The organism is Hymenobacter taeanensis (assembly GCF_013137895.1).
Taxonomy (GTDB): Bacteria; Bacteroidota; Bacteroidia; order Cytophagales; family Hymenobacteraceae; genus Hymenobacter; species Hymenobacter taeanensis.
The window spans coordinates 4,701,286-4,716,290 of record NZ_CP053538.1; the positions used below are offsets into that span (position 1 = coordinate 4,701,286).

A 15,005-nucleotide genomic window follows, 5' to 3' on the forward strand; every position below is an offset into this window, starting at 1 on the left:
CACAAACAGGCCTGGCACTACAACGGCGCCCCTAACCTTGGTTGGGGGCGCCGTTGTAGTGCCAGGCCTGTTTGTTAAAATGGTGGGGGGCCATCATCAAAGTTGCTGCGAGGGAATGGCTGCGCGGTGGGCGGAGCATCGTTGTTGATGCGTGAGCCCAGCCGGATGGTGTTCGGGGCAAAGCCCGAAGCATCATCATCGAAGGTGCTGGTGGGGAAAGCGCCGGTATTAAAGCCGGCGTCGCCGAAGCCACCGGCCCCATCAAGGTCGGCAAACTTGGTGAACTTACCAATGAACTTGAGCTGCACCGTTTCCAGTGAGCCGTTCCGGTGCTTGGCAATAATTACCTCACCAGTGCCCTGTGTGGGGTTGCCCATTTCATCCTCCGTAATCTTATAGTACTCAGGACGGTACAGAAACACCACCATGTCGGCGTCCTGCTCAATAGAGCCTGATTCACGAAGGTCACTTAGCTGGGGCTTTTTGTCGCCGCCGCGGGTTTCTACCGAGCGCGAGAGCTGAGACAGGGCCAGCACCGGCACATTGAGTTCCTTGGCGATACCCTTCAGCGCCCGCGAAATAGAGGCAATTTCCTGTTCGCGGTTACCCCCACCCTTGCCATCGGTGTTACCCGTCATCAGCTGCAGGTAGTCGATGATGATCATTTGAATATCGTGGTGGGCTTTGAGGCGGCGGCACTTGGTGCGCAGCTCCCGGATGCTGAGGCCCGGCGTATCGTCAATATAGATTGGGGCCGATGACAGGGCCGAAATCTTGTGGTTGAGCTGGGCCCACTCGTAGTCGGCCAGGTTGCCCTTCTTAATCTTCTCCGAGTCCAGCTCCGCCTCTGCCGAAATCAGACGATTCACGAGCTGCAGCGAGGACATTTCCAGGGAAAAAATGGCCACCGGCTTCTTAAACTCTACCGCCGCGTTACGCATCGCCGACACTACGAAAGCAGTTTTTCCCATACCGGGCCTAGCTGCAATAATCACTAAGTCAGAGGGTTGCCAGCCGCTGGTTACGCGGTCGAGGGCAGAGAAGCCGGAGGGTACGCCCGTGAGGCCGTCCTTCTGGTTCTTCTTTTCTTCGAGTTCCTTGATGGCTTTACCCATCAGGCTCCGCATGTCATCAAAGTTCTTGCGGATGTTTGATTCCGACACTTCAAACAACGACTGCTCGGTGCTATCCAGCAGGTTGAATACGTCGGTGGTGTCCTCAAACGCGTCGCGCTGAATGTCTGAGGCAATGCGAATCAGCTCCCGCTTGATGGCATTTTCGGTGATGATACGGGCGTGGTACTCAATGTTGGCCGCCGAGTTCACCTTGAAAGTAAGGTTGGCCACGTAGTGCGCTCCACCCGCGGCTTCCAGCTCGCCCATCTCGCGCAGCTCATGCGTGACGGTCAGAATATCAATCGGCTCCGACTTGTCAAACAGGTTCAGGATGGCCTTGAAAATGCGCTGGTGGCCATCTTTGTAGAAGCTCTGCGCCTTCAGAATGTCAATAACCGTGGTTAGCGCATCTTTCTCCAGCATCAGGGCCCCAAGTACAGCGGCTTCCAGCTCCAGCGCCTGGGGAGGCAGCTTGCCCGAGGCGCCGCCCATCGGAACCACCGCGGGGCGGGTATTCCAAGCGGCTTTGGCGCGCGAGGCCGATAGTTTTAAGCGGTCATCCATCCGGTCGTTCATCACTGAGGTAGCACTACAAGGTAAGCAGGTTCAAGCGTTTTCCAGGTTAGAACACGTGATATTCTCCTGTCCACTGCCTGAAAATTCGCAAAGGGGTACAAAGCTAACGGCTGCGCCCTACAATCCGCAGCGGTGGCAAAAGGTTTCTTTGCTGACCCAATGACAAGGGCCCTTTCGTACCGCCAGAATGCGTAGTGGCCTAGGCACGCTTTGCAGCCGCCCGGAACTGGTTCCACTCTTCCAGGGGCTCTGGTTTCATGCTCCTTTCCGCTGGGCCGCTTACCTTTGCCGGCCTAATATCTTGCACCATCTACATGGCCGTTACGCCTCCTTCTTCGCTCCAGCGCCTTCACCTGATTGCCATCGGGGAAGCATTATGCATAATCTCGCGCTGGCTCTGCACCGCCGAGGTGCCCAGGTAACGGGCTCCGACGACGAAATCTTTGAGCCTGCTAAAAGCCGTTTGGCCGCTGCTGGCCTGCTACCCGCCGAGGAAGGGTGGTTTCCGGAAAAAGTAAGCGCCGAGCTGGACGCCGTGATTGTGGGCATGCACGCCCGCCCCGACAATCCTGAGCTGCTCAAAGCCCAGGAGCTAGGCCTACGGGTGTACTCCTTCCCTGAGTTTATCTATGAGGCCTCGCGGGACAAGCAGCGGGTGGTAATTGGCGGCTCACACGGCAAAACCAGTATTACCTCGCTCATTCTGCACGTGCTCCGCTTCCACGGCCGCAAGTTCGACTACGCCGTTGGTGCGCAGCTGGAGGGCTTTGATCTGATGGTGCAGCTGACGGAAGACGCGCCCATCATCATTATTGAAGGCGATGAGTACCTGTCGTCGCCGATTGACCGGCGGCCTAAGTTTCACTTGTATCAGCACCACATTGGGGTTATTTCCGGCATCAGCTGGGACCACATCAACGTGTTCCCAACCGAGGAAATGTACCGGGAGCAGTTCAAAATCTTCGCCGACATGACGCCCAAGGCCGGCACCCTGATCTATGACCAAGACGACGAGCAGGTGCAGCTGGTTACGGTGCCCTCAAACCCCGATGTAACCTACATTGGCTACGGCCCGCATGAGCACGTTATCCGGAACGGCAAAACCTTCCTGCTCAATAAGAAAGACGAGGAAGTGCCCGTGCAGGTATTTGGCGAGCATAACCTCCGCAATATCTCGGCGGCCAAGGAGGTCTGCAAATGCTTAGGCATAAAGGGCAAGGATTTCTACGAAGCCCTGGGCACGTTTAAAGGAGCTGCCCGCCGCCTGGAGCTGGTACGGGAAGGTAATGGGTCAGTGGTTTATAAAGACTTTGCCCACGCTCCCAGCAAGCTGAAGGCCACCGCCACGGCTTTCAAAAAGCAGTACCCCAAGCGTAAGTTGGTAGCCTGCCTGGAACTACACACCTTCAGCTCCCTGAACCCGCAATTTCTGCCCCAATACGCCCATACGTTTGATGCGCCCGACGTGGCCGTGGTGTATTTCAACCCTCACGTGCTGGAGCACAAACGCCTGCCGCCTCTGCCCCCCGAGGCAGTAACCCAGGCCTTCCAGCGCCCCGATTTGCAGGTGTTTACCGACAGCAAGCTGCTGGCAGAGTTTCTGCATGCCCAAAACTGGCACGACGCCAATCTGTTAATGATGTCTTCGGGTACGTTTGATGGGCTGGATCTGGCTCAGCTCGCCACCGAGGTTACCCGATGAGACAACCCATTTTACTATTACACGGCGCCCTGGCCACCCAGGCCCAGCTAAAGCCCCTGGCACGGGAGTTATCGGCTTTCTTTGCCGTGCACTCCCTCACCTTCAGTGGGCATGGTGGCCGCCCCGCCGGCCCCACCGGGCTTACCATGCAGCAGTGCGCCGCCGAAGTCACGGAGTTTCTGGATGCTCACGGGCTAGAGACCACACATGTATTTGGGTTTAGCCTTGGGGGCTACGCGGCGCTAGCGGCAGCCCTAAAAGCGCCCGAGCGCTTCCGCAGCATCACTACCTTGGGCACTAAGTTCAACTGGTCGCCGGCAACGGCGGCCCTTGAAACGCGAATGCTGGACCTGACCACCATGCAGGAAAAGGTACCTCAGTATGTGCAGCAACTGGAGCAGCTGCACCAGCCCACGCCCGTAGCTGACCTGCTCAGCTCCACTGCTCAGCTCCTGCGCGGCCTCGGCGATGCACCCCTGCTTACCCCCGAGAATCTTTCTACCCTGGAGGTACCAGTGCAGGTGCTGGTGGGCGAGTTGGATAAGACGGCTGGCGTTGACCCCACCCGGCATTTCACTGACTTCATGCCCCGCGCCTTGTTCGAGATAATTATGAATACGCCACACCCACTGGAAAAGGTAAACCCCGACCTGCTGTTCTCCCGCATCCTCCGGTTCGTGGAAACGGTAGAGGAAGGCCTCATCTAAAGCCATAAAATGCCGATAATTAAAGAAGGCCCGCCAATTGGCGGGCCTTCTTTAATTATCGGTGGGCTTCGCTGGTACTGGCCTGGGCTTGCGCCGGTCGGTGGTAACCAGCAGGGCCAGGGCAGTAAGCGAGAGGCGCAGTATCCACTTACGGCTAAGCATGGCTAGCGGCGGGGAAAAAAGGTATTGTTGTCTTCTACGCGCAGGTCACAGCGGCTACCGCCGGTGTTTTCCTCACAGGTGGTACCCACAATCTCGTTCTTCTCAAAGTTGAAGAAGCAGAAGGTACAGCCTACACCCGCAATAACATAACGAGCCGCGTTAGAGCTCAGATACAAGCTGTTATCGGTGGAGCTTTGCAGTGGAATAGCCATGGCGCGGTACATCCCGTTGCGTAGGCCTATGCCCACCAGGTAGTACACTGCCTTATCCTTAGCTGTTTCCTGCACCTTACGGATCATGGTCTTGTCTACCACGGTGCCATCGCCAAACTGTCGGGTAAAGGCGGCCGCCAGCTGGTCACGCGGTACCAGGTACCGCACGTTCCCTTCGCTCACCTCGGCTACCTGCTTGCTGATGGCTTCCAGCTTGCGCCGACTCAGAACGTCGTCGTTGTCAGAGGGAGTGGTTACTTCCGGAAAGCCGCGCTTGGTGGTTTCACAGGCGGCTAGGCCACCCAGGGCAAGCATTCCGCCGAAGGCTAGCGGAGAAAGTAATAAGCGCAGAAAACGATTCATTAGCAGTAAATAAGTAAGCCGCACTTAGCGGCCTTTGTAATACGAGCGAGCCTCGGGTAGCTCACGCTGGATATCGGCAATCCGGGTACCGTTTGAGGGGTGAGTAGATAGAAATTCGGGCGTACTGGCCCCACCGGCCCGGGCTTCCATGCGCTGCCAAAACGGCACTGCCCCCTGCGGATCATACCCGGCCATGGCCATAAAGATAAGCCCTAGGTGATCAGCTTCCGATTCTTGACTGCGGCCGTACTTTAGCAGACCCAGCGACGAGCCTACCCCTACCGCCTGCAGAAACACGTTTTGGGTGGCCGTAGGCGTTTGGCCCACGGCCACCGATGCAATTGAGCCAATACCCTGAGCGGCCATTTGCTGGCTCATGCGCTCAGAGCTGTGCTTTGCTACGGCGTGAGCAATTTCGTGGCCCATAACCACGGCCAGGCCGTTTTCATCCTGCGTGATGGGCAAGATGCCCGTGTACACGGCTACTTTACCACCGGGCATACACCACGCGTTTTGCTGGTCCTCCTGAATCAGATTAAACTCCCAGGCGTAGCCCTCCAGCTGGTCTTGGCGATTTTGCTGGCGGAAATACGTTTCTACGGCCTGCTGAATGCGCTGGCCTACCCGACGCACCATTTCTGCCTGCGCACCGCTGTTAATTACTTTGCTTGAGGCAAGCACCTTTTGATATTCGGTAGCGGCCATAGTATTCATTTCCGCATCAGATACCAGGCTCAGCTGGCGGCGCCCCGTAATGGGCACGGTAGAGCAGGCGGCGGCTATAAACAGGCAGCTGGCTAGGGCGATGTTTTTGAGCATAGGGAAGGAAGGCTGTAGAGAGAAAGGGAACAGAACAGTAAAAGCAGCCTACTGCTGAGGCGGGGTAGCCTGAGTATGGTGCTACCTGCTATACGTGATGCACTGGGCAAAATGTTTGCAATGGGCCCTTTAGGCGTATACCCCGGTATTTTTTAGGCTGATGGCCTGCGAATTATCCGCTATTTTTGACCGCATACCGGCTGCCTCAAAGAAGCTTCCTGCTTTTTCGGGGCAGCTGGCCCCGACTTCCTACTTCACTTTCTCTGAGCATGAAAATTCTTTGCATAGGCCGCAACTACGCCGAACATATTGCTGAACTTCAGAACGAAACTCCCGACGCACCCGTCATTTTTGCCAAGCCTGATACGGCGCTACTGCAGCGCAACCAGCCCTTTTTCCTCCCCGATTTCTCTCAAGATATTCACCATGAGATTGAGCTGGTGCTGCGCATTTGCAAAAACGGCAAGAACATCGAGGAGAAGTTTGCTCCCAGTTATTTCGACGCCATAGGCCTGGGTATTGACTTTACCGCCCGCGACCTGCAGAGCAAGCTCAAGAGCAAAGGCCTACCTTGGGAGCTGGCCAAAGGCTTTGATGGCTCAGCCCCTATTTCTCAGGAATTCAAGCCCGTAGCCGACTTTCAGGATCTGAAGAACATCAACTTTCGCTTGGAAGTAAACGGCGAGGTGCGCCAGCAGGGCAACTCCAGCCTCATGCTCCACGACTTCAATAAGATTATCAGCTACATCTCCCAGTTCATCACCCTGAAAATGGGTGACCTGATTTTTACCGGTACCCCCAGCGGCGTAGGCCAGGTAAAAATGGGTGACCAGCTTACTGGCTATATCGAAGATGAGAAGCTGCTGGATCTGGCCGTAAAGTAAGCCTCCGCTAGGCCACCCATTCCGGCGCCAGGCACTACACGCAGTAACTCCAAAAAACTGGCGTCATGCTGCCTGTTGGCGCCGGGTGCCCCAAAGAAGAAGTTGAGCACCACACCAGCCCCTTATCCGGGGCTGGTGTGGTGCAACAGAACGTGCCCGGTTTTCTGGTGGGCACGATAATAGCCCGTTACGGCGTTGCGGTGGCATGTGTATGCCTCACTCGTCGCAGTTTTTCTTTCCTGAATGCTCTATTCCTTTTTAAAGACCCAACCGCGGTTGCTCAGTCTGGCATTGCCCTTTCTGGTGCTGCTGGGCATGCAGCCCACTTCCTGCGGAGGCCAGGAGCCGGACTCGTCGGCCAGGCCGCAGCCCGCTTCCACTACCCCGCCCGATGCGAAAGTTGCTGTGCCCAATGGGTACTTTCTCTTTCCTATCAAGCCGGGCCAGCCTAATTACCTGGCCGCCAGCATGGGGGAGCTTCGCCCCAACCACTTTCACGGGGGCCTCGATATTAAAACCGATGGCCGCGTAGACCTGCCCGTGTATGCCTCGGCCGATGGCTACGTGTCGCGGATGAAACAGAGCAGCTACGGCTACGGCAACGTGCTCTACATCACGCACCCCAACGGTCTCACTACGGTGTACGGCCACCTGAACCACTTCCGGGGGCCGGTGGCGCAGGAGCTTCGCCGCCAGCAATATGCGAAGCAGACCTACGAGCTGGAGTTGTTCTTCAAGCCCGATCAGTTTCCGGTGAAGCGCGGTGAGCTGGTGGCGCTTTCGGGCAACACGGGTGGCTCGGCAGGACCACACGTACACTGGGAGGTGCGCACCGCCCAAGACCACCAGCTAAACCCGCTGCAGTGGGGCGGCTTCCCGGAAATACAAGACCACGTGCGGCCAATTCTGCAGGCATTTGGCGTGGAGGCCCTGAGCATTGATGCCCGCGTGCAGGGCAAGTTTGGCAAGCAGGTATTCGTGCCGAAAGCGCCGGCCCTGCCTAATGGAGGCGGCTACGTTTGGCCCGATACTATTACTGCCTACGGCACCGTAGGCCTGTTGCTGCAGGGCTTTGACCGCTTTGATGTGGTGTGGAACAAGTACGGCTTTCAGAAGGTAGACGTGCTGGTAAACAACGAGCCGCTCTACTCCCACGTCATCGACGACATTCCCTTTCCGGAGGGCGCCCGCCAGATCAACCGCCATACCGACTATGAGTGGCGCTTCACCAATGGGCGTCTGCTGGAAAAGCTGTTCGTGGATGATGGCAATGACCTGAGCATGTACACCACCGGCCCCAGGAAAGGGCGTCTGCGGGTGCAGGACGGCCAGCTCTACAACGTGGAAGTAAGGATGTCGGACTCGTATGGCAACATGACGCCCTTACGGTTTGTGCTGCGCGGGAAGCAGCCCAGCTACACCAAAACCCGCTCGGCAGCCGTGAAAACGCCTGCCCTGCGCTACGACGTAAGCCGCAACCTGCTGGTGGCCACCGCCGCCGACCCCGACACGGCAGCTGTGGGAGGCAACCTCACCCTGTACAAAGGCGACCGGCGACTTACACTGAAGCCCAGCTACACTGAGCAGAGCCAGAACGTGTACCTCTACGACCTGCGCGCCGGCCGCCCCGACTCCATGCAATTTGGACGCGTTACGAAGCGTTTTGAGCGGCAGGCACTTATCCCCTCGGGCCGCGACTTCAGCTTCACCACGGCCAACATGAGCCTGGGCTTCGGACCCAAAACGTTGTTTGATACACTCTACATCCAGACCAGCTACAAGGCCGGCCTCTGGACGGTGCACCTGCCCCGTACGCCGCTCTACCAAACCCTGCGCATGACCTTGAAGCCCGAGGTAGAAGTAGCCGACAAACCCCGCTCTGCCATTTACTCAGTGGCGGCCAACGGCGGGAAGGCCTATGTGGGCGGTAAGTGGGATGGCAACAACATCACCGCCAACATCAAAACCTTTGGCCAATTCCGCATTCTCACGGATACCATTCCTCCGTCGGCCCGCCTTGTCAGCAAAGGCGCCGGTGGGCTGGTGTTTAAAGTGGGCGACGATCTTTCGGGTCTGGCTGGCTACAAACTGGAAATAGGGGGGCAATTCCGGATGCTTCGCTTCGAGCACAAAAATGCTACCCTCTTCACTGAGCGCGACGACCAGCTTGGCCCTCCCCTGCGCGGCCCTGCTACGCTGCGCATCACTGACCAGGCTGGCAACGAGAAAGTCCTGAGCTTCACCCTCTGATTTTCGCTCAGCGTACCTCAAAAACGGGCCCTCCTAACTAGTTAGGAGGGCCCGTTTTTTATCGGCCCATACCATCACAACGGAAAGCAAAACCACAGGCTCACCCGGGGCTACTGCCTTAAGCAGTAGTATGAGGTTGAGAGTAAGGCCCACCTTTTAGGTATCTTCCTGCCAGGCCTAGACCACTATTTCTGCCTTATAGAGGTACTTGACGCTTCCTTTCGCGTACAAGCTCATCTATCCACCATCCCTTCTCTCTATGGCTAATTTGCTGAAACGTCGTCGCCCTACCCTCTTTACCGCTGTTGCGGCTACGGTTGCAACTGGTGTAGCCGTATACTCCTATGCCAAGCGGAAAATGCACCCCGCGCTGCCCACCGTGGCGCACGTAGATCTGCATAAGTACAAGGGCTTATGGTACGAGGTGGCCCGCCTCCCGACCCGGTTTGAGAAAGGCTGCCAGCACGTAACCGCCGAGTACAAGCTCCGGCCCGATGGTAAGATACAGGTACTCAATACCTGCCACAAGGAAGGCCTCAACGGCCCCGCCGAAACGGCCACCGCTGTAGCGCGCTCCGTAGATCCTTCCAATAGCAAGCTGAAGGTGCAGTTCTTCTGGCCCTTCGAGGGCGACTACTGGATTATTGACCTCGACCACGCCGATTACCAGTACGCGTTGGTAGGAGAACCCAGCCGCAAGAATCTCTGGATTCTGAGCCGCATGCCCCACTTAGAGCGTAGCATCCGCGACCGGCTTATTGCCCACGCCCGCGACCTGGGCTTCCCCGTCGATAACCTGATTTACACGCCCCAGCCCATGAATGAGAAGCCCTAGGCCATTCTGATTGGTCATTCACCACTTCATCACTTGGTAGAAGCCGCAGTGCGTTCTACCTTCGCGCCATGTCACTTCCAAAAATTGGCGAACAAGCCCCCGCTTTCGAAGCGCAGGACCAAAACGGCACCACTCACCGCCTGCAAGATTACGCGGGCCGCAAAGTAGCGCTCTACTTCTACCCCAAGGATGATACCAGCGGCTGCACGGCCCAGGCCTGCAACCTCCGCGACAACTACCAGAGCCTGCTGGGCGCCGGCATTCAGGTGCTGGGCGTGAGCATCGATGGTGAGAAGTCGCACCAGAAGTTTGCCACCAAGTACGAGCTACCCTTCCCCCTGCTCATTGACGAGGACAAGAAGCTGGTGGAGGCCTACGGCGTGTGGCAGGAGAAGTCGATGTACGGCCGCAAATACATGGGCACCATGCGCTACACCTTCCTGATAGATGAGGAGGGCAAAATAGAGAAGGTCATCACGAAAGTTGATACCAAGAATCACGCGGCGCAACTGCTGTAATATTAAAAGCCTCGCCTGTTTCAGCGGGGCTTTTTTGTGGGCGGTGAGTGGCCTAGAAATATACCGCGCTACCTCTCTAATAGCATCGCCCTTCCACCTCCCGCCCAACTTTCTACCTTTGTTACCCTACCAAACTCAAATAGAACCTATGGCTCAGGAATCCTCTTTCGCCGCTTCCTCCGAAACCCACACCCCAACTGCTACGAAGTCAGTTGATCAGCTGAAGCAGATTGCAGCTCAGGTGCGCCGCGACATCGTGCGTATGGTGCACGCGGTAAACTCGGGCCACCCCGGCGGCTCGCTGGGCTGCACCGACCTGCTGGTGGCGCTCTATTTCAAAGTGATGAAGCACCACCCCGAGCCTTTCGACATGAACGGCATCGGCCAGGACCTGTTCTTCCTCTCCAATGGGCACATCTCGCCGGTATTTTACTCAGTATTGGCCCGCTCAGGCTATTTCCCCGTGGCTGAGCTGGCTACGTTCCGGAAGCTGAACTCGCGGTTACAAGGCCACCCCGCCACCCACGAGCACCTGCCCGGCATCCGCGTTGCTTCGGGCTCGCTAGGCCAGGGACTAAGCGTAGCCATTGGCGCCGCACAAGCCAAGAAACTCAACAATGACGACCGCACCGTATTTGTGCTGATGGGCGATGGTGAGCTGGAAGAAGGCCAGATCTGGGAGGCAGCTATGTACGCTCCGCACCACAAAGTAGATAACCTCATTGCTTTCGTAGACCGCAATGGCCAGCAGATTGATGGCCCCACCGACAAGATTGGTGGCCTAGGCGACCTGCGCGCCAAGTTCGAAGCCTTCAACTGGCGCGTGCTGGAAACCGACGGCAATGACCTGGAGAAACTCCTCCCCACTATCGAAGAAGCGCAGTCATTGCTAGGCCAGGGCCAGCCCATTATGGTGCTGATGGATACCCAGATGGGCTTCGGCGTTGACTATATGATGGGCACGCACAAGTGGCACGGCACGGCTCCGAATGATGAGCAGCTGGAAAAAGCCCTGCAGCAGCTGAGCGTAGAGGAAGCCGGCGACTACTAAACTCCACCGTCATGCTGAGCTTGTCGAAGCATCTCTACCGGAGCTAATCGAAAGTTAGCCAGCAGTAGAGATGCTTCGACAAGCTCAGCATGACGTTCAATTGTTTGCAACTCTAATGGCTCGTCTGGTCCTGACTGTGTGCTTACTTTGGGGGCTACTGGCCCCTTGGCCCAGTCGTGCCCAAAACGTGCCGCCTACTCAGCCCCGTACTACCCGCATCCTATTCGTGTTGGATGCGTCGGGCTCCATGCGGGCGCCGTGGGAAGGTCAGCAGCGTTGGGACGTGGCCAAGAGTTTACTATCCAAGATGGTGGATTCCCTGAACGCGTATCCGCACCTAGAGTTGGCGCTGCGGGCCTACGGGCACCAGCACGACAACAAGGAGAACAACTGTGAAGACTCGAAGCTGGAAGTGGCGTTTGCACCAAAAAACGCAGCTGCCATCAAGGCCCGACTCAAGACCATTGAACCGAAGGGCAATACGCCCATCACCTACTCCTTGCTGCAATCGGCCCAGGATTTCCCAGCAGACCGCACAGCCCGCAACGTACTCATCCTGATTACCGATGGTCTGGAATCGTGCAAGGGCGACCCGTGCGCTACGGCCGTAGCGCTGCAGCGTAAGCACGTGTTCCTGAAGCCCTTCGTGATTGGGATTGGGGCGGAGCGGGAATTTGGGCGGCAACTGGAGTGCCTAGGCCAGTATTACAACGCGGCGGATGTAAAAACCTTTCGCACCATCCTCAACGATGTAGTAGCCCAGACCCTGGCCAAGACCACCGTGGCCGTGAACCTGACGGATGAAGCCGGCCGGCCCGTGGAGTCGAACGTGAACATGACGTTTATCAACAACGTCACGGAGCAGCCGGAATACAACTACGTACACTTCCGCGACGCCCAGGGTAAACCCGACGTGCTCGACATCGACGCCCTGCAGAGCTACGATCTGGTGATTAACACGGTGCCCCCGGTGCGGCAGCAGAACCTGCCCATCCGGCCGGGTAAGGCGAACGTGCTCACCTATAAAACGCCGCAGGGCACGCTCTGGCTGCAAAACCCGGCCAGCTCGCCTAACCCCTATGGCACGGTGCAAGCGGTGGTGCGGGCCAGGGGCAACGCGGCCACGGTGGTAGCGCTGCCTTTTGGCAGCAAGCAGAAGCTGCTGGCCGGTGATTATGAAGTGGAGCTGCTGACTCTGCCTCGCCAGATTAAACGAATTTCAGTGAAGCAGGGCCAGGAAACCGCCGTAACCTATGAGGCACCCGGCATTCTCAACATCGTGTCGGATCTGAAGGGCTATGGCAGCATCTACAAGCTCAACAACGACGAGTCGCAGACGTGGGTGTACAACCTCCCCGACGGCGGCAGCAGCAAAATCAACCTGCCTATGCAGCCGGGAGCCTACCGCCTCGTGTTCCGCACCAAAACCGCCACCGGCAGCCAGTTTACTGATGTGCGCAACTTCACCATTCGCCCGAGCCAAACCAGCTCGGTCAGCATTTTCGGGAAATGAGGAAGACGCTAGAACACCATAACGCCCGTCATGCCGAGCTTGTCGAAGCATCTCTACCTCTAACTAATTCCGATTGTGAGAACGAAGCGGTAGAGATGCTTCGACAAGCTCAGCATGACGAATAAAACAAGACCAAACTGATACACTCCTAACCTACCAATAGCATGAAAGACTTCCCCTACACCGAATCGAAAGACACCCGCAGCGGCTTTGGCGCGGGCCTGCAGGAGCTGGGCAAAACCAACCCCAACGTAGTAGCCCTGTGCGCCGACCTCATTGGCTCGCTCAAAATGGATGCCTTCATCAAGGACAATCCCGAGCGGTTCTTCCAGGTGGGCATTGCCGAGGCCAACATGATGGGTCTGGCCGCCGGCCTCACCATTGGGGGTAAGATTCCGTTCACGGGCACCTTCGCCAACTTCAGTACGGGCCGCGTCTACGACCAGATTCGGCAGAGCATTGCCTACTCGGGCAAGAATGTGAAAATCTGCGCTTCGCACGCTGGCCTCACCCTGGGCGAAGACGGCGCCACGCACCAGATTCTCGAGGACATCGGGATGATGAAGATGCTGCCCCACATGACGGTCATCAACCCCTGCGACTACAACCAGACCAAAGCCGCTACCATCGCCATTGCCGACTACGAAGGCCCCGTGTACCTGCGCTTCGGCCGCCCGGTGGTGCCCAATTTCACCCCCGCCGACCAGACCTTTGAAGTAGGCAAAGGCATCGTGCTCAACGAAGGTACCGACGTGAGCATCTTCGCCACCGGCCACTTGGTGTGGAAGGCCATCCTGGCCGGCAAGCTGCTTGCTGAGAAAGGCATCAACGCCGAAATCATCAACATTCACACCATCAAGCCCCTCGATGCCCAACTGATTTTGGAATCGGCGCGCAAAACGCGCTGCGTGGTAACGGCCGAGGAGCACCAGATGAACGGTGGCCTGGGCGACTCCGTGGCCCAACTGCTGGCCCGCGAGGAACCCCTACCCCTGGAACTGGTAGCCGTAAACGACTCCTTCGGCGAATCGGGCACTCCCGACCAGCTGATGGAGAAATACGGCCTCAACGAGCAAGCTATTGTGGCCGCCGTTGAGAAAGTAATGGCCCGCCGGAAGTAATTTCAGTAAGCATCATCGGCTTGCCAGCTGATAGAGCTAAGCAAGAGGCCGGCATTTCCAGGTGAGGAAATGCCGGCCTCTTATATGTAGAAGATATTTTGCTAAGTACTGGCCTAGTCGACGAACTGCCGCTTGAGCTTCTCGCTGGCATCGCGGAGGCTTGATGACCATGAGGGGCCGCTGCCTTCAGCAAACAGGTCTTTGCCGGGAATGCCCAAGCGCCAGCGCACAGTTTTGTTGTTCTCGGGGTTAGAGCCTTCCTCGTGCAGGTACACGTCGGCGGCTACGATATCCTGGCGAAAACGCATGACGCGGCGCAACTCGCTTTCTACTTGTGCTATGATAGCCGGGCTTTCGGAGAAACCAACGGTCTGTATATCCATTTTGATGTTATCAACGCTGTGCTGCATATGGCAACTGGTTAAGGGTAAAGAATAGCTGGCCTGGCCTTACGTAAAGCCGCCTGCACTTTCCCTTACAATACGGCCCGCCGGAAGGCTTGTTATGCTAAGTGCCAAATTGTAGTAGCAACAATTGCTGGCTGGGAGCCTTCCCAAATGCTTTCTTACGGGCGCAGGCTTGCCAGCCGCTGCTCCAGCACGGCATCCAGGTAAAGCCATTGTGAGCGGTTAGCGAAGGTATAGTCTTGGTAACAGGCCAAAAAGGCTGCGGTATCGAGGTACACCTCCTGCAGGCTTTCGGAGGGCCCTGGTGCGGAGCGCTCATAGTCAGCGGCCAGCCCGTAAATCCACCCTACCTCCACCTCCGATGAAACCAGTAAGCGCAGGCGGTATAGGGCCCGCAACACCTGGCCTAGCGCCCCGGTGTTGTTGGCCAATTGCTGCTGTAGCCACGCCAACGCCGGCCGCACCGTGTACCTTTCAGTAGCTGGGAATAGCTGACTTAAATACCCCAACACCTGCTGCCTGTTTGTGCGCAGCAGCACATACAGCTCCACAAGTAAGGTTTCGGGCGCTTCGTCTCGCAGCAGAACGGCGTCTACCCAATCACTGACATCAGGCAAGCTGATAACTTCCAGCTGCAAGCCCAGCCGCAAGTAGAATACCGTTTCTGCTGCCGACAACTCCCTAAATTCTGTCTCCAGATCCATAGCCTTGGCCTCAAGAGGTAACCGGCCTTTGCCTACTACCCGCACGCAGCCGTATGTATAAGCTAC

At 57.2% G+C, this 15,005-nt stretch carries 14 protein-coding genes; 9 read left to right on the forward strand and 5 right to left on the reverse strand.

The window, feature by feature from the left end; genetic code table 11:
* Positions 1-74: 74 nt before the first annotated feature.
* A complete protein-coding gene (gene dnaB / locus HMJ29_RS19590; protein WP_244679379.1) occupies positions 75-1,607 on the reverse strand; it encodes a replicative DNA helicase in 1,533 nt (510 codons plus the stop codon).
* 460 nt (positions 1,608-2,067) lie between these two features.
* Between dnaB and HMJ29_RS19595 the strand changes: the two genes are divergently transcribed.
* On the forward strand, positions 2,068-3,393 hold the full coding sequence (locus HMJ29_RS19595; RefSeq protein WP_171593079.1) for a UDP-N-acetylmuramate--L-alanine ligase: 1,326 nt from the start codon (positions 2,068-2,070) through the stop codon (positions 3,391-3,393).
* A complete protein-coding gene (locus HMJ29_RS19600) occupies positions 3,390-4,100 on the forward strand; it encodes an alpha/beta fold hydrolase (protein WP_171593080.1) in 711 nt (236 codons plus the stop codon). Before HMJ29_RS19595 ends, HMJ29_RS19600 begins: the two co-directional genes overlap by 4 nt.
* A gap of 164 nt (positions 4,101-4,264) precedes the next feature.
* Here HMJ29_RS19600 and HMJ29_RS19605 read toward each other — a convergent pair whose 3' ends face one another.
* Positions 4,265-4,837 (reverse strand): hypothetical protein, encoded by a 573-nt coding sequence (locus HMJ29_RS19605; protein ID WP_171593081.1) that lies wholly within the window; start codon positions 4,835-4,837, stop codon positions 4,265-4,267.
* A gap of 24 nt (positions 4,838-4,861) precedes the next feature.
* The gene (locus HMJ29_RS19610; protein WP_171593082.1) at positions 4,862-5,656 is read right to left on the reverse strand and encodes a M48 family metallopeptidase; all 795 of its coding nucleotides are present in this window, start codon (positions 5,654-5,656) and stop codon (positions 4,862-4,864) included.
* A 269-nt stretch (positions 5,657-5,925) separates the two neighbouring features.
* On the opposite strand from HMJ29_RS19610, the gene HMJ29_RS19615 reads away from it, so the two are divergent.
* The 7 genes from HMJ29_RS19615 to HMJ29_RS19645 all read left to right on the forward strand — a co-directional run bounded on the left by HMJ29_RS19615 (position 5,926) and on the right by HMJ29_RS19645 (position 13,828).
* Positions 5,926-6,540 (forward strand): fumarylacetoacetate hydrolase family protein, encoded by a 615-nt coding sequence (locus tag HMJ29_RS19615; RefSeq protein WP_171593083.1) that lies wholly within the window; start codon positions 5,926-5,928, stop codon positions 6,538-6,540.
* Between the two features lie 243 nt (positions 6,541-6,783).
* Entirely contained in the window at positions 6,784-8,790 is a 2,007-nt protein-coding gene (locus tag HMJ29_RS19620; RefSeq protein ID WP_171593084.1) for a M23 family metallopeptidase, read from the forward strand.
* Positions 8,791-9,049: 259 nt separating this feature from the next.
* Positions 9,050-9,625, forward strand: coding sequence for a lipocalin family protein (locus HMJ29_RS19625; protein ID WP_216634075.1), 576 nt, complete (start codon positions 9,050-9,052; stop codon positions 9,623-9,625).
* A gap of 68 nt (positions 9,626-9,693) precedes the next feature.
* A complete protein-coding gene (gene bcp, locus HMJ29_RS19630; protein ID WP_171593085.1) occupies positions 9,694-10,143 on the forward strand; it encodes a thioredoxin-dependent thiol peroxidase in 450 nt (149 codons plus the stop codon).
* A 148-nt stretch (positions 10,144-10,291) separates the two neighbouring features.
* Entirely contained in the window at positions 10,292-11,194 is a 903-nt protein-coding gene (locus HMJ29_RS19635) for a transketolase (protein ID WP_171593086.1), read from the forward strand.
* A gap of 115 nt (positions 11,195-11,309) precedes the next feature.
* Positions 11,310-12,707 carry a vWA domain-containing protein gene (locus HMJ29_RS19640; RefSeq protein ID WP_171593087.1) on the forward strand — a complete coding sequence of 466 codons (1,398 nt, stop codon included), beginning with the start codon at positions 11,310-11,312 and terminating at the stop codon, positions 12,705-12,707.
* 164 nt (positions 12,708-12,871) lie between these two features.
* Positions 12,872-13,828, forward strand: coding sequence for a transketolase family protein (locus HMJ29_RS19645; RefSeq protein ID WP_171593088.1), 957 nt, complete (start codon positions 12,872-12,874; stop codon positions 13,826-13,828).
* A 113-nt stretch (positions 13,829-13,941) separates the two neighbouring features.
* On the opposite strand, the gene HMJ29_RS19650 is transcribed toward HMJ29_RS19645, so the two are convergent.
* Together HMJ29_RS19650 and HMJ29_RS19655 are read right to left on the reverse strand one after the other, a co-directional pair.
* A complete protein-coding gene (locus HMJ29_RS19650; protein WP_171593089.1) occupies positions 13,942-14,238 on the reverse strand; it encodes an HPF/RaiA family ribosome-associated protein in 297 nt (98 codons plus the stop codon).
* Between the two features lie 155 nt (positions 14,239-14,393).
* Positions 14,394-14,939: a hypothetical protein gene (locus HMJ29_RS19655; protein WP_171593090.1), complete on the reverse strand. Its 546-nt coding sequence runs from the start codon at positions 14,937-14,939 to the stop codon at positions 14,394-14,396.
* Between the last annotated feature and the right edge of the window lie 66 nt (positions 14,940-15,005).